Genomic DNA, 19,732 nt, shown 5'->3' with positions numbered 1-19,732 from the left:
TCAAAATTTTTGACCTTGCTCACTTACACCTGCTGTCTCTGTTTGTCGATGACGCCGTGTCAGTGGATGCGCATTATAGGCACTTCATTTTTTTTGGCAAGTAAAAAAGATTAAATATTTATTCGTTCGAATAACCTTTAAACAGAAAAGACATTAATACACTGATATTTATCAAGATTATATTTAGTTAATTTTTTAATCAATTTTTCAACGGACTGATTGCAGATTGTACTTAATATAATATTTTCTTTTTTAAATAATGGTATTTTGTTTACGTCATACTTGTCTTTTAATAGATTATATACCCTAGTTGCAATTGCATAACCTGAATCAATAAAATTAACTTGAGGAAAAATCATCTGCAACTCTTCTTTAATAAACGGGTAATGAGTACAGCCAAGAACTATTGTATCAGGAATAGTTTGCATATTAAGCCATGGTTGCATCAATTTTTTCAAATATTGCATATCTACAGCAATACCTTGTAATTTATTTTCTGCTATGAGTGCTAATTCAGACAAACCTAATAATTTAACTGAACAATGATTAGCAAATTGGTTAATAAGATTTGTTGTATAAGCCCTTTCAATCGTGGCTTTTGTTGCCAATAATCCTATACATCTATTTTTAGTTAGTAAACTTGCAGGTTTAATTGCAGGTACTACGCCCACTATAGGAAAAGAAAAGTTAGAGCGTAAACTTGGTAAACAAATAGTGCTAGCCGTATTGCATGCAATAACCGCTAAATCGATTTGTTGAAATTTATTAATAGTTTTAATAACAGCATTAACTCGATTAACCAAAACTTCTGACGATTTATCACCATAAGGAAACATTTCATTATCAAATGCATAAATATAATGCGCATTAGGTATTTTATTGTAAATTTCTTTATAGACGGATAATCCACCAATGCCAGAATCAAATACCAACACACTAGGAGATTGTTTTATACTATTCATAGTAAATTAAACTTTATTAGATAATAAAATAAAAAACGAGCGATATCGTAAATTGAATAGAAATTAATGCAAGTAATTTTATTTCTAATAAATTTGCTTTTATTTTATAAACTATTAAGATAGACGTCTAGATGGTAAAACTGCTAAAATAGGCACTTAAAAGCTGAATATTATATTTTCAGCGTTAGACACTATTAAGTTAAAAAGGTATTTTATGTCAGAATTTCTATTCACATCAGAATCTGTTTCAGAAGGTCATCCAGATAAAATTGCAGATCAAATATCTGATGCCGTACTTGATGCAATTTTAAAACAAGATCCAAAAGCTCGTGTTGCTTGCGAGACATATGTAAAAACAGGTATGGCGTTAGTTGGAGGTGAAATTACAACTTCTGCTTGGGTAGATATAGAAGAATTAACCAGAAAAACAATTAATGATATTGGTTATACTAGTTCAGAAATGGGATTCGATGCAAATTCTTGTGCCGTGTTAAATGCAATTGGTAAACAGTCCCCCGATATCAATCAAGGCGTGGATAAAGAAGATCCATTAGAACAAGGCGCTGGTGATCAAGGTATTATGTTTGGTTATGCAACTAATGAAATGCCTAACTTGATGCCCGCCGCAATCAGCTATGCTCATGATTTGATGCGCCGCCAAGCTGAAGTAAGAAAAAATGGTACACTTCCTTGGTTAAGGCCTGATGCAAAAAGTCAAGTCACATTAATTTATCAAAATGGTCAGATAAAAGGTGTCGATACAATTGTTTTATCGACCCAACATTCAGAAGGTATCGAACAAAAAGTTATACAAGAGGCTGTAATGGAAGAAATCATTAAACCGACATTACCTGCCGAATGGTTAACCTCTAAAACTAAATACTTTATTAATCCAACTGGGCGTTTTGTAATTGGTGGTCCTATGGGAGATTGTGGTTTAACTGGCCGAAAAATTATTGTTGATACCTATGGCGGTGCAGCTCGTCATGGTGGTGGTGCGTTTTCTGGAAAAGATCCTTCAAAAGTAGACCGTTCCGCTGCCTACGCAGCAAGATATGTTGCTAAAAATATTGTTGCAGCAGGACTTGCTGATAAATGTGAGTTACAAATTTCTTATGCAATTGGTGTTGCTAACCCAACATCTGTTTATGTTAATACTTTTGGCTCTGAGAAAATTGGACACGATAAAATTATTTCGTTAATCAAAGAATTTTTTGATCTAAGACCTTATGGGTTAATTCAAATGCTTGATCTGATTCAACCAATTTATCAAAAAACTGCAACTTACGGTCATTTTGGTCGAGATATCTTTCCTTGGGAAAAAACCGATAAAGCAGCACTACTTCGCGATGCGGCAGGATTATAAACATATACCAATTTATTTACATAATCAGGTGATGGCTTGTTTGAGAGAGTACTTAAATCAAGCCAATCAACTGCTAGGGACTGAATATAAAGAACCAAAAGTTATCTATAAATCAAAAGGTAGTATAGCAGGTAGTGCAGTATTAAATCATTGGGAAATTCAACTTAATATTACAATGCTTTATGAAAATGGGAAAAATTTTATTGATGAAGTCGTTCCCCATGAATTAGCTCATCTTATTACCTTTCAAAGCTATGGAAAGGTAAAACCTCATGGTAAAGAATGGCAATATGTCATGTCTGAAATAATGAAGAAACAACCTAAAGTCACCCATAATTTTATTTTTAAACGTTTCGAGTATGTATATATTTGTGATTGCCAAGAACATTATTTATCACCAATACGACATAATAAAATTAGAAAGAATAAAACTAGTTATCAATGTCGTAAATGCGGTACTATACTTAAACTTAAAAATTTTGTTTAATTCTTGAAATAAATTATGCCTAAATTTGATACGCACTTTTACAAAAGCTCTATGTTTATTGTGATTTTGAGCGTTCTTCTATATATCACTGGTAACTTTTGGCTTCCATTAGACAATAAATTAACCGTTAGCTTAATTGAACATATACAATCATTATTCTTGTTATTTATGTGTTGTTATACATATCATTATGCTAAAAGCGTCAAGTATAATTTAAACCTTTATAAATTTTGGATTTGGACAATATTTTGGTGGTTTATGCTTTTTGGACGAGGCATTAGTTGGGGACGCGATTTTTTCCCTGATATTCCTCGTATTTATTACAAAATTATTGCTAGTATTATTATTGCAATACCATTGTTAAGTATCTTTTTACCCTCTATTCGTCAAGAGATAATTCGTCGATATAAATTTGAGATAATTCCCGTTTGGCACTTATTTTTTGCATTTCTTTTCTTAGGTATTGCTGATATTGCTGAACATAGACGTTTGGGATATGAATTTTTGGTTCTAGAGCCTGATCGAAAAGATCTCATTGAAGAATTGATGGAAATTCCATGTCTTTTAAGTCTAGCATTAACAACTTTCTATATGCAGAAAAATGAACAAAAGAGGTCAAATAAGTCATGTTAAGCTATCGGCATAGCTATCACGCAGGAAATCATGCAGATGTATTAAAACATATTGTATTAACATTATGTATCAATTCACTAAAAGAAAAAGAAAAACCTTTTTTATATTTAGATACACATTCTGGTGCGGGAAGATACTTGTTAAAAAGTGAGCACTCAGAAAAAACAGGTGAATATTTATCAGGTATTAATATGCTATGGCAACAATCTAATATACCTGAGCCTCTTGATACCTATCTATCTATAATAAAACGATATAATCCTTTTAGTGAATTAAAATATTATCCAGGTTCGCCTTTAATTGCTAAACAATTATTAAGACAACAAGACAAGCTTAATTTAACTGAATTACATCCTACAGATTATCCATTATTACGCCAGGAATTCAATAAAGATAAAAGAGCAAAGGTATTACGTGAAGATGGTTTTTTACAATTAAAATCCAAGCTACCACATGAGTTTCGACGTGGAATTATTTTAATTGATCCATCTTATGAAATCAAAGAAGATTATCAAATATTACCTAAAGCATTATTTGAAGCTTATAAACGTTTTGCAACGGGTGTTTATCTAATTTGGTATCCAGTTGTATCACGAACACAAACGCAAAAAATGATCGATAGTATTATTAAGTTGGGAATTAGACGAATTTCACAATTTGAATTAGCAATCAAACCAGATAATAATCAGAAAGGTATGACTGCATCTGGGATGTTGGTGATTAATCCACCTTGGAAATTACATGAACAAATGCAAACAATATTACCATGGTTGAAAAATATCTTAGATGTTGAGAGAACAGGTAGTATTATTGCTAAAGAGCTGGTTTCAGAATAGTATTAACTTTGTTGAAATGCGAGTGACGATCTCGCATTTTTAATATGGTTGGCTATAGTAGATTTCCTTTCTGTCACGATGTTTCATAAAACATCACGTTTAGATAAAATTAAGAAAAAAAATGACAAGAAAATAGATAAATCCATAAAATAACTGTTAATAACAGAGACATAAATACGGCAGCAGAACCATAGTCTTTCGCTCGTCCAGATAATTCATGTCTCTCACTACCGATCCGATCAACAACGCATTCAATAGCACTATTAAGTAATTCTACAATCATAACAAAACCTATTGAACCAAGTAATAAAATTCGTTCATAGATTGTGAAATCAATTATCATTACTGTCACATAAGCTACCAACAACAAAATTAGCTCTTGTCGAAATGCCGTTTCATATTTAATTGCAGATTTAAAGCCTTTTAAAGAATACTTTGTAGCATTAACAATGCGCTGTAATCCTGTCGATTTTTCCATTATAAATTCCAGATTTAAATTTATCTCACATAACCATAGTTCATTAATCGTTGAAATCTTCTTTCAAGTAAAGTCGATAAATCCATATTTTCAAGTTCATCTAAATCGCTAATCAATTGTTTTTTCAATGATGCAGCTACTTTAGAGTAATCACGATGAGCTCCACCTAGTGGTTCAGGTACAATCGCATCAATAAGATTTAGTTTAAGTAATTTATCAGCGGTCATGTTCATGGCTTCAGCTGCAACGGATGCTTTATCAGCACTTTTCCATAAAATAGATGCGCAACCTTCGGGCGAGATAACCGAATAAGTACTATATTGCATCATGTTAACTTTATCTGCTACGCCAATTGCAAGTGCACCTCCAGACCCTCCTTCACCAATAACAGTACAAATTGTAGGTACTTTTAAACGTGACATTTCTCTTAAATTTCTGGCAATAGCCTCAGCTTGACCTCTTTCTTCAGCACCAATCCCAGGATATGCACCAGGAGTATCAATAAAAGTAATAATAGGTAATTTAAAACGCTCAGCTAATTGCATTAGCCTTAATGCTTTACGATATCCTTCTGGAGCAGGCATACCAAAGTTACGATATATCTTTTGTTTGGTTTCTCGTCCTTTTTGATGACCGATAACCATAACCGCACGTTCATCAATACGAGCGATACCTCCAACTATTGCTTTATCATCAGCATATGCGCGATCGCCTGCCAACTCATCAAAATCAGTGAAAATTTCTTTTATATAATCTAATGTATAAGGTCTATTGGGATGTCTAGCTAATTGTGCTACATCCCAAGGTGATAGATTTGCAAATATTTTTTTAGTTAACTCGCGGCTTTTTCGATTTAATTGTTTAATCTCCTTATCTAAATTTAAATCTAATTCTACTTGTTGCGAATCAATGTTCTTTAAGGAATTAATTTTTGCTTCTAATTCCGCTATCGGCTTTTCAAATTCCAAAAAATTGTTCATAACGCTTATGATTGCCTCTTGTTTTATTTGTATTTCCTAAAAAATACATCATTAACTACAGTATACTGACTATTTCTTAAGATAAAATTAAGTCAATTCTACTATGTAATAGTTATTGAAGTCACCAATATTTATATCAATTTACTTCAATTATTCAAAAATAAAGTCACTAGTTTTTAATAATAGTGACTTTATTGATCCAATATTTTAAATCAATAATGCTCAATTGATAGGTAATTATGTATCAAATTCAAATTCAATACGATCGTTACCAAGCAATGTTTTTAATTCAACAATTAGAGCATCTTCTGGTATTATTCGCCATGTAGTACCAAATTGAATACGTACTACAGAATCTTCGCGATGATAATATAAATTTACAGGTACACTTCCATGGCGATAAGGCTCAAAAACTTGTTGTAATCGTTGTAGTATTGAACGATTAGTTTCAATTTCAGTTAATGTAATAGCAAGGCCTTTTACATATTTTGCTCTAGCATCTTTTAAATCTACAATATCTCGGACTGACATTTTTAGTCCACCATTGAAATCATCATGACTAACTTGTCCTGACACTATGAGAATTTTATCTTTTACAAGTAGATGCCCAAATTTTTCTAAAGAATCGGTAAACAGCATGCCATCAATACGACCAGAACGATCATCTAAGGTAAACAAACCAATTTTATTACCCTTTTTAGTTATCCTAACTCTAGCATCTGCAACTATACCTGCAAAGGTTGCGAGTTTTCCCCAACCAGTTGGAGAAGCCTCACTTATCCTTAACCCACCAGAATAACGATTTAATTCTTTTAAATACTGAGTTACTGGATGGCCTGTTAAATATAGTCCTAATGCTTCTCGCTCACCATCTAATAAAACTTGAGCAGGCAATTCGGGAATGGAGGCATAAGCATGTTCAACTTGCTCAGGCTCTTCGGCTAAAACACCGAACATATCTTCTTGACCTATATCTTGTGCTTTCGCATATTGATCTGCAGCTTGCATGGCATCATTAATACTATGTAAAATCGCCGCTCGATGTGGTCCTAATTTGTCAAAAGCTCCAGCCATAGTTAACTTTTCAAGTACACGGCGATTGATTTTCTTCATGTCTGTTCTGGCACAAAGTTCAAAGATATTTTTAAAATATCCACCGCTGTTACGAGCCTCAACAATGGCTTCAATTGGTCCTTCACCAACCCCTTTGATAGCACCTATACCATAAACAATCTCACCTTTATCATTCACATGAAAATGGTAAAGACCACTATTAATATCAGGAGGATTAACTTTTAATCCCATTCTTAAACATTCATCAACTAAACCAACAATTTTATCAGTATTATCCATATCCGCAGTCATCACTGCTGCCATAAATTCAGCTGGATAGTGCGTTTTTAACCATAATGTTTGATAGGAAACCAATGCATAAGCAGCAGAATGTGATTTATTAAAACCATAACCAGCAAACTTTTCAACTAAATCGAATATCCGCATTGCTAGTTCACCGTCAACACCTTGTTTTTCGGCTCCTTCTTTAAAGACAGATCGCTGTTTAGCCATTTCTTCAGGTTTTTTCTTACCCATAGCTCGACGCAATAAATCTGCACCACCTAAAGTATAACCAGATAAGGTTTGAGCTATCTGCATAACTTGTTCTTGATATAAAATAATACCATAGGTTGGTTCTAGTATTGGCTTTAATGATTCATGTTGATATTTTATATCAGGATAAGAAACGTCTTCCCGACCATGCTTACGATCGATAAAATTATCTACCATGCCAGACTGTAGTGGTCCAGGACGAAATAGTGCTACTAACGCTATCATATCCTCAAAACAGTCTGGTTTTAAACGCCGAATTAAATCTTTCATTCCTCTAGATTCCAGCTGAAATACCGCTGTGGTTTCGGCTTTTAGCAACAACTCAAAGGATTTTTGATCATCAAGTTCTATGCGATTGATATCAACTGGTGGTTGACCATTTTTTAACTGACGTTCATTAATCATTTTAATTGCCCAATTGATAATGGTTAATGTACGCAGTCCTAAAAAGTCAAATTTTACCAGTCCAGCATATTCAACATCATTTTTATCAAACTGCGTTACTGGATGATTTCCTTCTGGATCACAATAAATTGGTGCAAAATCAGTAATCTTAGTCGGAGAAATCACTACTCCACCAGCATGTTTACCCGCATTTCGTGTTACACCTTCTAATTGGCGGGCAATGTCGATTAATGATTTAACATCTTCATTATTATCATATAAATCTTGAAGCTGAGGTTCAATTTCAAAAGCTTTTGCCAGTGTCATCCCTGGATCAAGTGGAATTAACTTAGAAATACGATCAACAAATCCATAAGGGTGTCCAAGTACTCGACCGACATCACGTATTACCGCTTTAGCTGCCATCGTACCAAAAGTAATGATTTGTGAAACAGCATCTCGACCATACATATCAGCAACATGATCAATAACCAGATCACGTTTTTCCATACAAAAATCGACATCAAAGTCAGGCATTGAAATCCGTTCAGGATTTAAGAAACGTTCAAATAGCAAATCAAAAGCTAATGGATCTAAATCAGTAATTTTTAAAGCATAAGCAACGAGAGAGCCTGCGCCCGATCCTCGACCCGGTCCAACAGGAATATCATTATCTTTTGACCATTGAATAAATTCCATAACTATCAGAAAGTATCCTGGAAATCCCATCTGATTGATGACATTTAATTCTGTCTCTAGTCGTTTATCATATTCCGATCTTCTTTGATTTCTTGTTTCAGGATCGGGAAAAAGAAATTCAAGTCTTTCTTCTAAACCTATGAGTGATTTATGGACTAAAAACTCTTCAGTTGACATATCTCCTGTCGGAAATTTGGGTAAGAAGTATTCGCCAAGTCGAATTGTAACATTGCATCGTTTTGCTATTTCAACGCTATTTTCCAAAGCTTCAGGGATATCCGAAAATAGTTCACACATCTCTTGTTCACTACGAAGATACTGTTGAGATGAGTAGTTTTTAGGTCGATTAGGATCTTCAAGAGTATTACCATCATGAATGGCTACACGAATTTCATGAGCTTCAAAATCTGATGATTTTAAAAATCTGACATCATTGGTAGCAACAACAGGTAATTGATATTGTTCGGCAAGTTTTACGGCAGTATGAATGAATAATTCTTCATTAAGACGCCCTGTACGTACCAGTTCAAAATAAAAATGATTAGAAAAATTTTGAAAATAGAAATTGATTCCATTATCAATGATTGTTTGATTATTACGAGTGATACCAATGCCAATATCACTTTCTCTTCCTGCTAAAACAATTAATCCTGCTCTATGCTCAACCAACCATTGTTGATCTACTACTGGCATATCGCCAATATAACCTCGCTGATAAGCTTTAGAAATTAATAAAGTAAGATTTTGATATCCTTCATTAGTTGCAGCTAATAATGTTAACTGATAAATGTCATCTGTTAATTGCGGGTTTTTAATAACTAAATCCGCACCAATAATAGGTTTAATTCCTTTGGACATTGCTGAACCATAAAATTTAACCAATCCGCAAAGATTTGTAAAATCAGTGATCGCAAAAGCTGGCATCTGCAATTTGCTCACTTCACTAACTAAAGTATCCACTTTAGCAATTCCATCAATCATGGAAAAATCGCTATGTAAATGCAGATGAATAAACTTGGGGTCTGCCATAATTACCGGAAATAAAAATGATATAAAATTGATTGGCATTATAACACAAGCAAGATGAATATTCTTATCCTGTTTACATGCTCAACTTCAAACAAGTTTGCAATAATAAAAACTCTTGTACACAAAATCAACGACAGCACTCTTAATTGTAGATAGGATAATCGAAAATAGATTATTTAATGTATTTTAAGACATAACCCTTCTGCATTTATTGCTTTTATTTCGGCAGATAATGTATTTAAGTTAGCTTCAACAAGTAAGTTATAGATCGACTCCTCTTAAACACAACATAATGCATCCATTTTCATCAAGTATTCATCACAAATATCAATTTGACCTATTTCTGCAAGGATTGTTGATAATCCAATCAACTCATAAAGTTATAAAAGATTTCAATCATTTCTAAATCGCTGTCAATCGTCATTAAAATAGCGAAATACCTATTGCTACATTTGCTTTTGTATTATGCCAATAATCATGTATTGCTTCTAATGCAGTAAAACCATTATAAATTGCATGACTACAGATAATCCGCCACTTTCAAACCCAAGACCTGGAAAGCATATTTGTTTCAATGATATGTTTTAATACAAGAGTCATTAAATTTTATTCACAAGCATCTTTTACTTGTGCACCATCTTTTAATAATATATCAAACAAAATTGTTCTAATGGAAAAACAGTAAAAGTTCCAGGTCGTTCTCTCATATTTGCGGATATATTTTTTGAAAATCTTCTGCTTCAAACCCTGTTGCTATTGCATCGCCTATTCTAACCACTAAACGTCGCGTTGGTACCTTAGCTATAACATTTGAATCAACTAAAATTAAATCTGGATTTCCAGATAATACAAAATATTGTTTAAAATAATAATTAATTTAAAAATAATCAACAAAGCAGTATATGGTGCATCTGTTGTAACCAAAGTTCGTGCAACGACACAAGAATAACTGAGTTTTTCAGCTAAAGCTTTAGCTGTATTACTGGCTTTTTCCCTCCAGTATCACTAGTACATTTTAATTTTACCTTATAATGAATTATCCATCACATCAGCTAAATTTTTATATTCAGAAGGGTTTTCAACTAATAATACTTTTTCCAATCCTTGCTTATTTCTGCTTTAAGACCTTCTCTAATGCATTAAAGCCTTGTATATAGCAGTTTTGGTAATAGTGCAGCAGCAATCATAATAGCAGCAGTTATAAAGGATAAAATAAAATTCCCCACACATAACAATGTCATTTTTAATTAAAAAGGTGAAATGTATAGATTGCATCTTATTACCTTGCAACATACACTTTGACTTTCATTAGCGATTGATGCGTTAAATAATTTGGAAAAATGGGATACACCGCATATTTTTGATTAAATAATTTTAACCATTATTAGGCAGCAATATAGAAAAGAGTTTCTTACTCCCATCACGATTTATCGTGATGGGAAAGCAAAATAGAATTAGATTTTTTTAAATAACACTGAACCATTGGTTCCACCGAAACCAAATGAGTTGCAAAGTGCATAATCCAAATTCTTAACTTGACGAGCGGTATGAGGTACATAATCAAGATCACAACCTTCATCTGGATTATCCAGATTAATAGTTGGTGGTATAGCTTGATCACGTAATGCCAGCACAGTAAAAATTGACTCAACAGCACCCGCTGCACCAAGTAAATGACCAATCATAGACTTAGTTGAACTAACCATTACTTTATTAGCATTTTCTTTAAAAATACTTTTAACCGCTTGCGTTTCAGCTTTATCACCAGCTGGTGTTGATGTACCATGAGCATTAATATATCCTACTTGATCAGGAGTTATACCTGCATCACGAAGTGCACATTTCATAGCTAACGCTGCACCGCTACCATCCGCTGGTGGTGAGGTCATGTGATATGCATCACCACTCATACCAAATCCAACTAATTCCGCGTAGATTTTAGCACCGCGTTTTTTGGCATGTTCATATTCTTCTAAGAACATAATGCCCGCACCATCACCAAGCACAAAACCATCTCGATCTTTATCCCATGGTCGACTTGCACCTTTAGGATTATCATTGTTTGTAGATAATGCACGAGCCGCACCAAATCCACCAATACCAAGTGGAGTACTTGCTTTTTCCCCACCGCCGGCTAACATTGCATCAGCATCACCATAGGCAATCATACGAGCAGCATGCCCTATATTATGAACACCAGAGGAGCAAGCTGTAGCAATAGTAATACTTGGACCTTTTAATCCGTAAATAATAGATAAGTGACCAGCAATCATATTAACAATTGTAGATGGAACAAAAAACGGGCTAATTTTTCTTGGTCCACCATTGACTAATGCACTGTGATTTTCTTCAATTAATCCAAGTCCACCAATACCTGAACCAATAGCACAACCAATACGTTCTGCATTTTCTTCCGTTATTTCAATACCCGCATCTTGCATTGCTTGTATACCTGCAGCAATACCATATTGGATAAAATAATCCATTTTACGCGCATCTTTACGTGAAATATTATAATCTTCGCCATCAAAGTTCTTTACCATAGCGGCGAAGCGCGTTGCGAAAGGGGCTGTATCAAAGTGTTCTATGAGTTCAACACCACTTTGACCAGCTAAAAGTGCTTGCCAAGTGGATTCAACTGTATTACCGACTGGAGATATCACGCCCATTCCTGTAACAACAACTCTGCGTTTAGACACATTGTCCTCCAGAAAAGGATTGAAATGAAATTTGAATCATTGAAAATTTTATTTTAAGTTTTCGTTGAATATTCTTAAATTAAAAAATAAAGATAAGAATACAAACTAGGCGATCATTTGACCGCCTAGTGTGAAAACTCTGCAATCTTATTGATTTGCAGTAATATAATCAATTGCTGATTGAACAGTTGTAATTTTTTCAGCTTCTTCATCAGGAATTTCAGTATCAAATTCTTCTTCCAAAGCCATAACTAGTTCAACTGTATCAAGAGAGTCAGCACCAAGGTCTTCAACGAAAGAAGATTCATTTTTAACTTCTTCCTCTTTCACACCAAGTTGCTCAACAATAATTTTCTTAACTCGCTCTTCAATAGTACTCATACTCTTTTTTTTCCTATAAAAATCGCCGAAAGTGGCGGTGAATGTAAGTTTATAAAATGTTGAAAAAGATGCAAATCATTTTTCAACCCAATTGCTTATTTTTTAAGCCAAATGTTAAAATATTGGCTTATTTTACACTATTTTAATCAATTACACCATATACATGCCTCCATTGACATGTAAAGTTTCACCAGTAATATAAGATGCTTCATCTGATGCTAAAAATGCAACTGCATTTGCAATTTCAGTTGGTTCACCTAAACGTCCAGCAGGAACTTGTGCCAATGTTAACGCTTTTTGTTCATCTGTTAGAGTTGCTGTCATATCAGTTGCAATAAAACCTGGAGCAACAACATTAACGGTAATGCCTCTTGAGGCCACCTCACGTGCGAGTGATTTACTAAAGCCAATTAGTCCTGCTTTAGCCGCAGCATAATTAGCCTGTCCAGCATTACCCATAGTGCCAACTACTGAGCCAATTGTTATAATTCTGCCATAACGCTTTTTCATCATTGTACGCATTAAAGCTTTAGATAAACGGAAAACAGAAGTTAAATTTGTATCTAAAATGTCTTGCCATTCCTCTTCTTTCATTCGCATTAATAAATTATCACGAGTAATGCCAGCGTTATTAACTAATATATCAATATCACCAAATTCCGTTTTAATTGTATTAATTACTGATTCAATAGATCCTTCATCGGTCACATTTAGTGCTAAACCTTTACCTTTAGTGCCTAAATAGTCACTTATGGCTTGAGCACCTTTTTCGGTTGTTGCAGTTCCAATAACGGTTGCGCCACAAGCAACAAGTTTTTCTGCAATAGCTTTACCAATGCCGCGACTCGCGCCAGTGACTAAAGCAATTTTTCCTGATAGGTTCATACTCACCTCTTTTTATCTTTTATTTAGTAATTTCTAATGCGGCATCTAATGAAGCTTTATCATTAACAGCACAGCCAGACAACGTGTCAACAATACGTTTAGTTAGACCTGTTAATACTTTACCCGGCCCTATTTCAACTAACAATGTTACGCCTTGATTAGCCATTTTTTCAACTGTTTCAGTCCAACGTACTGGACTATAAAGCTGGGCTGTTAAAGCTGCTTTAATATTATCAGCGACTGATTCAACTTTGACATCAACATTGTTAATCACTGCAAATTTCGGTGTATTAAATGTAATGCTATTTAAGGTTGATGCTAATTTATCCGCCGCTGGCTTCATTAAATCACAATGTGAAGGTACGCTCACTGCAAGAGGTAGTGCTCGTTTAGCTCCAGCCTCTTTACATAAAACACCTGCTCGCTCAACCGCTTCTTTATTACCTGCAATAACGACTTGACCAGGAGAATTAAAATTTACCGGCGCAACAACTTGCCCCTGTGCCGCTTGTTCGCATGCATGGCGAATCAAGTCATTATCTAACCCAATAATTGCATACATAGCGCCGGTACCGCTTGGCACAGCTTCTTGCATTAATTTTCCGCGCAATTCAACAAGTTTAATTGCATCTTTAAAATCAATCACACCCGAACAAACTAAAGCTGAATATTCACCTAAACTATGTCCAGCCATAAAATCAGGTTCAGGGCCATTTTCTCCTTGCCATACTTTGTATATAGCTACAGATGAGGCAAGTAATGCTGGTTGTGTATGCCAGGTTTTATTTAATTCTTCCGCTGGACCAGCTTGTATTAGAGCCCATAAATCATAACCGAGTACCTCTGAAGCTTCAGCAAAAGTTGATTTCACAATTGGAAAATTGTCAGCAAGATCTTTTAACATGCCTACAGTCTGTGAACCTTGTCCTGGAAATACCATTGCAAATTTAGTCATTATTAAATCCTTGATTATTGAAATAAATCATAAATTAAAATCTAATTAGTGCAGAACCCCAAACAAAGCCACCACCAAAAGCTTCTAATAAAATTAGTTGGCCTCGTTGAATTCGCCCATCTCGTACACCTGCGTCTAAAGCACAAGGAACAGAAGCCGCGGAAGTATTACCCTGTTTATCTAATGTAACAATGACTTTACTCATATCCATATCTAAACGTTTTGCTGTTGCTGAAATAATTCTTAAATTAGCTTGATGTGGAACCAACCAATCAAGATCTGCCTTATTAAATGAATTTTCCATTAAAAGCTCATCAACTAAATTTGAAAGCTCTTTAACAGCAACTTTAAACACTTCATTACCATGCATAGTCATATAAACGGGATCATTCATATTACGACGATCAACATATGGATACTTTAACAAGTCGCCATAACGCCCATCAGCATGAAGATGTGAAGCAATAATACCCGGTTCATCTGATGCTCCAACAACAACCGCTCCGGCACCATCACCAAAAATAATAATGGTTCCTCGGTCATTTGGATCAACGCCCCGTGTTAACATATCTGAACCAACGACTAATGCATATTTAACTGCACCACTTTTAATGTATTTATCCACTATATCAAGTGCATAAACAAATCCTGAGCATGCAGCTGACACATCAAATGCAACGACATCATCAATATCTAGTTTAGCTTGTAATTCTGTTGCAGAACTTGGAAAAGCGTTAACTGAAGTTGCTGTTGCAACAATAATCATGCCAATATCATTTTTATTGATATTTGCCATATCTATTGCATTTATAGCTGCTTCATAAGCCATACTTGTAACGGTTTCGTTTGGATCAGCAATGCGTCTTTCTTTAATACCAGTGCGCGTGGTTATCCACTCGTCGCTAGTATCGACCATTTTTTCAAGATCAGCATTAGTTCTTATCTGTTTTGGAAGATAACTTCCTGTTCCTAAAATCTTTGTATACATCTAATTATTCGCTCTTGGGTAATGCGGAAGAAAGGCTCATTGCAATCTTCTCTGGTATATTTGTTTGTATCGCCAAAATAGCTTGTTCAATTGCTGCAAAAAATGATTTTTGATTGGCACTACCGTGACTTTTAATTACAATACTTCGGAGTCCAAGCAAACAAGCGCCATTATAGCGTCCAGGATCTAAATAACCAAAATTTTTTGTAATCGTCTTTTGAAGCCATTTACTTAATAGTTTTATAAAAAATGAATGGCGACCTAAAGATAATTTAAATGAGGACATAAAAATTTTAATTAATCCTTCTACAGTTTTCAGTGTCACATTACCGACAAAACCATCACAAACTAATACATCTGTTTTACCAGTTAATAGCTCATTACCTTCTAAATAACCAATATAATTAATTTGATCATTAGCTTTTAAAATCTCTGCCGCTGCTCGGATTTTATCTAAACCTTTAATATCTTCTTCACCAATATTTAGTAATGCAACTCGAGGATGATCTATCTTAAGCACTGTTTTTGCCAGGATTTCACCCATTATTGCAAATTGTACCAACATATCACTATCACATTGCGCATTAGCTCCGAGATCTAATACTACAGTATTTTGATTATTTAAAGCCGGAATTGTGGCTACTAAAGCAGGTCGATCAATTCCTGTTAATGAATGTAATAACAGCTTTGATAGTCCCATTAAGGCCCCTGTATTACCTGCACTTACACATGCTTGAACTTTGTTATCTTTAACAAGTTCCAATGCTATTCGCATAGATGAGCCTTGACTATGACGAATTGCATATGAGGGTTTCATGTCATTAGCAATTACTGAACTTGATTCAACCAAAGTTAGTCTACCATTTGATTGATATTGAGTGATAAGTTGAGAATTTTCTTTAGACAAAAAGAAATTAACTTCTGTGGGATCGCCGACCAGAAATAAAGAAAGGTTTGGATAACAATTTAGTGCTTGTATTGCTGCAGGAACAACAATACGAGGACCGAAGTCCCCGCTCATAGCATCTAACGCAATGGTTAGATTATCCAAAATGTCACCTGAGAATTTCTAATTAAATAGTAATTATTTAGAAATCACTTTACGACCACGATAATAACCATCAGCGGTTACGTGATGACGTAAATGAGTTTTACCTGATTCATCAACTGAGATATTAGCAACAGTTAATGCATCATGAGAACGACGCATACCACGTTTTGCACGAGTTTTACGATTCTGTTGAACAGCCATGGATTTACCCCTTATTCTTTAAACTAACTAAAATTGCAAATGGATTTGGTTTTTCATTCTCAGTAGGAATGTCACCAAATACCATATCTGCCTCTGACACTTCGCAGTGTTTACTATCATGTACCGGCGCAATTGGCAACGAAAGAATAATTTCGTCTTCAAGTAACGCTAATATATCTACTTCGCCGAACTCGTTCATCAGAACAGGCTCATAATGTTCCGGTAGAGTCTCTGCTTGAGCATCGCTCTTAACAGGACTAAATTTATTCATCACATGAACTTCAGTGATAAAAGGTTTAAAACAACGTTGACAAATCAACTCTAACGTCATTTTTGCATCAATTGTGATAACACAAAGTTTTTGCTCATCAAAATAAAAAGATAAGCTACATGTAATATCACTTTTCGGATAATCAACCCTAGTTATAGCTTGAACAGGATAATATCCAACGTAATCAAGCCGTTTTTGCGCTGCTTTAATAGGATCAATTATTAATGGCAATTTATTTAGCATAAGATATATGTATCTACCTTAAAATTTTATTCAGTATAGCTAAAAACTACACAATGCCGTAAGGCGCGCATATTACCTGTAAATCATGATTTCGTCAATGGGCGTAAATAAGATAATTTGTTTTAATTATTGATTATTACTTCAATATTTATTCTTATTTATATAATTTCGTTCATGTCAAAAATATTATCGCTTAACTGAATTTTTTTGTTAAATACCAAATTTAAGTTGGTCATTATTTATATGAAAACAGAATGTAATAAGGGAAAAACGATGACTTTCAATAACAAAGAAAAAGTATTCATTAGAGAATAAGGCTCCTTAAAAAACTCATTTATTATTACCAACTCCCAGATGCCCCACCGCCACCACTGCGTCCACCGCCACCACCACCAAATCCACCTCCTGATCCGCCTCCAAATCCACCAAAGCCGCCCCCACCTCGATGGTTATTACTACCACCATTACGACCTCCGGCTGACAAAATACCACTTAAAATGGTACTTGTTACAAAAGCTAAAAATAATACTGGTAATACCATATTTATGGGATATCCATGCCATAATGTGAATCCCCCAACAGAGAGACCATTGAGCAATCCGGTTCCTAAACTTCGTTTAGCGCTAACTTTATTAAATAATAAATTTGCAATAAAAAAACACATAAAGAAAGAAACTAATCCATAATTAATAAGCTGTGAGCCAAACTCGCTAGCAAGCAAAGTATTAAGATTCTGCTCTTTTTCATCACCGAAATCTGAAGCTGAAGTATCTATTTTTTCTTTTAATACTGATAATGCATTATCAATGCCTTGATAATAGTTATTTTGCTTAAATTGTGGCACTAATTGTTCACGAATAATATGGTTTGCAACTAAATCGGTTATTGTTCCTTCGAAGCCATAACCAACTTCAATACGCATCAGTTTATCATCTTTAACGATCAATAATAAAATACCATTATCAAGCCCTTTCTTGCCAATTTTCCATTGTATAAATACTCGATCTGCATATTGTTCAATCGTTTCATTATCAAGTTTAGCTATCATTAATACGGCAATTTGTGCTCCATCTGTTCTTGGCTTTTCAAATTCAAGTAAACTTGATTCTAAAGTATTTACTTGTGAAGATGTCAATGTATTAGTTGTATCAATAACACGTTGATTAAAAGAGGGGATGTCAGTTAGCCCATAACTAAGCCAACTAAACATTAATAAAAAACTAAGTAAGAAATAATTTTTCATTATACCTATTGCCCAAAATTGACAGATGGCGCATTAGATATTTGTTGTTCATTTTCAACAGTAAATTGTTGTTTTGGTTGTTGTCCTATTATGTCTGCAATCCATTTCGTTGGTAATTTGCGAATATAACTGTTAAAACTTTGAACTGTTTGAATGTATCTTCCTCTTGCTACAGTAATACGATTTTCCGTACCTTCAAGTTGACTCATTAAATCTTGATAAAGTGTATTAGCTTTAAGATCAGGATAATTTTCACTTACTGCAATTAATCGACTTAATGCAGAGCTTAATTCAGATTGTGCTTGTTGGAATTTTGAAAATAAAGCTGAATCACTAAGTTGATCAGAATTAATTTGAATTGAACCAACTTTAGCTCTAGCATCGGTCACTTGAATTAATACGTCTTTTTCATGAGAAGCGTAACCTTTTACAGTGTTCACTAAATTAGGGACCAAATCGGCACGCCTTTTATATTGATTAACAACTTCAGACCATGAAGCGGCTACAGCTTCATCTTGGTTTTGAATATTGTTATAGTCCTTAAAAAAAATAAAAGCCCCAATAATAACTAGTACAATAATAATTAATAAAGATTTTGATTTCATTGTAAGTCCTTATAAATAATTTAATTCATTGATAAATTAATAAATTATGTATAGTAAATATGTTATTTAAGAACTATATATTTTGCTATTTTACTTAGTAAAATAACTTGCTATTAACAACAAATAGATACAAATTTGATGAAAAATAATACAGATATCAGAAAATTATAAAGATAAGACGTTAAAAAATAATTTCAGGTGAACTATTAAGTATTTAATTATATCGGGTAATGATATTTATCAACTAAACTTACATTGCTCACTATTTATTAAATATTATATCTTTATTTATCAAATTTGCGAAGTATAATCCTAATTATTGATGAAATATACATCGCAAGATTATTTATTAAAATTAATTCAGATAAATTTATTAAATTATCTTATTTTTATAATTTTTTGATTATAGAATTGTTTCAAAGCATTCTAATTGTGCTGGCTCAAAATAAATATCTTTATTATTTGATCGATTATTTGTGTTGCGATGGGTATGTTGAAAATGTTCAGAATTAACCCAAGCATCAAAATCATCTTTAGATTCCCACTCAGTATATGAAGAGAATAACGTATAATTTTCTTCACTTTTTCCTTGTAATAAGTAAAAACGATTAAATCCGTTCATTTCTTTTAAATGACTATCACGATTACGCCATATTTCAATAAATGTATTTTCACTCCCACGTTTAATCTTAAAACGATTCATTACAATAAACATACAAATCTCCTTTTGCATTTTAAATATTTGACA

At 33.8% G+C, this 19,732-nt stretch carries 19 protein-coding genes; 4 read left to right on the top strand and 15 right to left on the bottom strand.

Features of this window, described 5'->3' with window-relative positions:
- Positions 1-137: 137 nt before the first annotated feature.
- Complete coding sequence (gene murI, locus J3U19_RS08385; protein ID WP_267341284.1) at positions 138-962, bottom strand: glutamate racemase; 825 nt, start codon at positions 960-962, stop codon at positions 138-140.
- 214 nt (positions 963-1,176) lie between these two features.
- Between murI and metK the strand changes: the two genes are divergently transcribed.
- From metK to J3U19_RS08365, 4 genes are all read left to right on the top strand, one after another.
- On the top strand, positions 1,177-2,328 hold the full coding sequence (gene metK / locus J3U19_RS08380) for a methionine adenosyltransferase (RefSeq protein ID WP_267346018.1): 1,152 nt from the start codon (positions 1,177-1,179) through the stop codon (positions 2,326-2,328).
- A complete protein-coding gene (locus J3U19_RS08375; protein WP_267341282.1) occupies positions 2,312-2,815 on the top strand; it encodes a SprT family zinc-dependent metalloprotease in 504 nt (167 codons plus the stop codon). Before metK ends, J3U19_RS08375 begins: the two co-directional genes overlap by 17 nt.
- 258 nt (positions 2,816-3,073) lie before the next feature.
- Positions 3,074-3,448, top strand: a complete 375-nt coding sequence (locus J3U19_RS08370) for a hypothetical protein (protein WP_267341281.1) — start codon at positions 3,074-3,076, stop codon at positions 3,446-3,448.
- The gene (locus J3U19_RS08365) at positions 3,442-4,284 is read left to right on the top strand and encodes a 23S rRNA (adenine(2030)-N(6))-methyltransferase RlmJ (protein ID WP_267341280.1); all 843 of its coding nucleotides are present in this window, start codon (positions 3,442-3,444) and stop codon (positions 4,282-4,284) included. The genes J3U19_RS08370 and J3U19_RS08365 overlap by 7 nt, the downstream gene beginning before the upstream one ends.
- A gap of 109 nt (positions 4,285-4,393) precedes the next feature.
- Here J3U19_RS08365 and J3U19_RS08360 read toward each other — a convergent pair whose 3' ends face one another.
- The 14 genes from J3U19_RS08360 to J3U19_RS08295 all read right to left on the bottom strand — a co-directional run bounded on the left by J3U19_RS08360 (position 4,394) and on the right by J3U19_RS08295 (position 19,699).
- Positions 4,394-4,762 carry a diacylglycerol kinase gene (locus tag J3U19_RS08360; protein ID WP_267341279.1) on the bottom strand — a complete coding sequence of 123 codons (369 nt, stop codon included), beginning with the start codon at positions 4,760-4,762 and terminating at the stop codon, positions 4,394-4,396.
- Between the two features lie 20 nt (positions 4,763-4,782).
- Complete coding sequence (gene accA, locus J3U19_RS08355) at positions 4,783-5,742, bottom strand: acetyl-CoA carboxylase carboxyl transferase subunit alpha (RefSeq protein WP_267341278.1); 960 nt, start codon at positions 5,740-5,742, stop codon at positions 4,783-4,785.
- A gap of 237 nt (positions 5,743-5,979) precedes the next feature.
- A complete protein-coding gene (gene dnaE / locus J3U19_RS08350; RefSeq protein WP_267346017.1) occupies positions 5,980-9,462 on the bottom strand; it encodes a DNA polymerase III subunit alpha in 3,483 nt (1,160 codons plus the stop codon).
- 1,454 nt (positions 9,463-10,916) lie between these two features.
- Complete coding sequence (gene fabF / locus J3U19_RS08345; protein WP_267341276.1) at positions 10,917-12,161, bottom strand: beta-ketoacyl-ACP synthase II; 1,245 nt, start codon at positions 12,159-12,161, stop codon at positions 10,917-10,919.
- Between the two features lie 147 nt (positions 12,162-12,308).
- Entirely contained in the window at positions 12,309-12,542 is a 234-nt protein-coding gene (gene acpP / locus J3U19_RS08340) for an acyl carrier protein (RefSeq protein WP_034948180.1), read from the bottom strand.
- Positions 12,543-12,692: 150 nt separating this feature from the next.
- A complete protein-coding gene (gene fabG / locus J3U19_RS08335; RefSeq protein WP_267341275.1) occupies positions 12,693-13,427 on the bottom strand; it encodes a 3-oxoacyl-ACP reductase FabG in 735 nt (244 codons plus the stop codon).
- Positions 13,428-13,446: 19 nt separating this feature from the next.
- Entirely contained in the window at positions 13,447-14,382 is a 936-nt protein-coding gene (fabD, locus tag J3U19_RS08330; protein WP_267341274.1) for an ACP S-malonyltransferase, read from the bottom strand.
- Between the two features lie 34 nt (positions 14,383-14,416).
- Positions 14,417-15,370, bottom strand: a complete 954-nt coding sequence (locus tag J3U19_RS08325; RefSeq protein WP_267341273.1) for a beta-ketoacyl-ACP synthase III — start codon at positions 15,368-15,370, stop codon at positions 14,417-14,419.
- Between the two features lie 4 nt (positions 15,371-15,374).
- Positions 15,375-16,421, bottom strand: coding sequence for a phosphate acyltransferase PlsX (gene plsX / locus J3U19_RS08320; RefSeq protein ID WP_267341272.1), 1,047 nt, complete (start codon positions 16,419-16,421; stop codon positions 15,375-15,377).
- Positions 16,422-16,454: 33 nt separating this feature from the next.
- Positions 16,455-16,622 carry a 50S ribosomal protein L32 gene (gene rpmF, locus J3U19_RS08315; RefSeq protein ID WP_025316508.1) on the bottom strand — a complete coding sequence of 56 codons (168 nt, stop codon included), beginning with the start codon at positions 16,620-16,622 and terminating at the stop codon, positions 16,455-16,457.
- Between the two features lie 4 nt (positions 16,623-16,626).
- The gene (gene yceD / locus J3U19_RS08310; protein WP_267341271.1) at positions 16,627-17,136 is read right to left on the bottom strand and encodes a 23S rRNA accumulation protein YceD; all 510 of its coding nucleotides are present in this window, start codon (positions 17,134-17,136) and stop codon (positions 16,627-16,629) included.
- Between the two features lie 340 nt (positions 17,137-17,476).
- Entirely contained in the window at positions 17,477-18,379 is a 903-nt protein-coding gene (locus J3U19_RS08305; protein WP_267346016.1) for a TPM domain-containing protein, read from the bottom strand.
- Positions 18,380-18,384: 5 nt separating this feature from the next.
- Entirely contained in the window at positions 18,385-18,984 is a 600-nt protein-coding gene (locus J3U19_RS08300) for a LemA family protein (protein WP_267341267.1), read from the bottom strand.
- A 403-nt stretch (positions 18,985-19,387) separates the two neighbouring features.
- Positions 19,388-19,699 carry an antibiotic biosynthesis monooxygenase family protein gene (locus J3U19_RS08295; protein ID WP_267346015.1) on the bottom strand — a complete coding sequence of 104 codons (312 nt, stop codon included), beginning with the start codon at positions 19,697-19,699 and terminating at the stop codon, positions 19,388-19,390.
- Between the last annotated feature and the right edge of the window lie 33 nt (positions 19,700-19,732).

The sequence above is a fragment of the Gilliamella sp. B2828 genome, from assembly GCF_026537125.1.
Classification (GTDB): domain Bacteria; phylum Pseudomonadota; class Gammaproteobacteria; order Enterobacterales; family Orbaceae; genus Gilliamella.
The sequence above is the reverse complement of the archived record's forward strand: the minus strand, read 5'-3'. Positions and strand labels throughout refer to the sequence as shown.

Bases quoted from the DNA above. Each gene is read 5' to 3' on its own strand.
- murI (WP_267341284.1), bottom strand. From the start codon at position 962: ATGAATAGTATAAAACAATCTCCTAGTGTGTTGGTATTTGATTCTGGC.
- J3U19_RS08325 (WP_267341273.1), bottom strand. From the start codon at position 15,370: ATGTATACAAAGATTTTAGGAACAGGAAGTTATCTTCCAAAACAGATA.
- J3U19_RS08370 (WP_267341281.1), top strand. From the start codon at position 3,074: ATGCTTTTTGGACGAGGCATTAGTTGGGGACGCGATTTTTTCCCTGAT.
- fabD (WP_267341274.1), bottom strand. From the start codon at position 14,382: ATGACTAAATTTGCAATGGTATTTCCAGGACAAGGTTCACAGACTGTA.
- J3U19_RS08365 (WP_267341280.1), top strand. From the start codon at position 3,442: ATGTTAAGCTATCGGCATAGCTATCACGCAGGAAATCATGCAGATGTA.
- accA (WP_267341278.1), bottom strand. From the start codon at position 5,742: ATGAACAATTTTTTGGAATTTGAAAAGCCGATAGCGGAATTAGAAGCA.
- J3U19_RS08360 (WP_267341279.1), bottom strand. From the start codon at position 4,762: ATGGAAAAATCGACAGGATTACAGCGCATTGTTAATGCTACAAAGTAT.
- J3U19_RS08300 (WP_267341267.1), bottom strand. From the start codon at position 18,984: ATGAAATCAAAATCTTTATTAATTATTATTGTACTAGTTATTATTGGG.
- dnaE (WP_267346017.1), bottom strand. From the start codon at position 9,462: ATGGCAGACCCCAAGTTTATTCATCTGCATTTACATAGCGATTTTTCC.
- J3U19_RS08375 (WP_267341282.1), top strand. From the start codon at position 2,312: ATGCGGCAGGATTATAAACATATACCAATTTATTTACATAATCAGGTG.
- rpmF (WP_025316508.1), bottom strand. From the start codon at position 16,622: ATGGCTGTTCAACAGAATCGTAAAACTCGTGCAAAACGTGGTATGCGT.
- acpP (WP_034948180.1), bottom strand. From the start codon at position 12,542: ATGAGTACTATTGAAGAGCGAGTTAAGAAAATTATTGTTGAGCAACTT.
- yceD (WP_267341271.1), bottom strand. From the start codon at position 17,136: ATGCTAAATAAATTGCCATTAATAATTGATCCTATTAAAGCAGCGCAA.
- metK (WP_267346018.1), top strand. From the start codon at position 1,177: ATGTCAGAATTTCTATTCACATCAGAATCTGTTTCAGAAGGTCATCCA.
- J3U19_RS08295 (WP_267346015.1), bottom strand. From the start codon at position 19,699: ATGTTTATTGTAATGAATCGTTTTAAGATTAAACGTGGGAGTGAAAAT.
- J3U19_RS08305 (WP_267346016.1), bottom strand. From the start codon at position 18,379: ATGAAAAATTATTTCTTACTTAGTTTTTTATTAATGTTTAGTTGGCTT.
- fabG (WP_267341275.1), bottom strand. From the start codon at position 13,427: ATGAACCTATCAGGAAAAATTGCTTTAGTCACTGGCGCGAGTCGCGGC.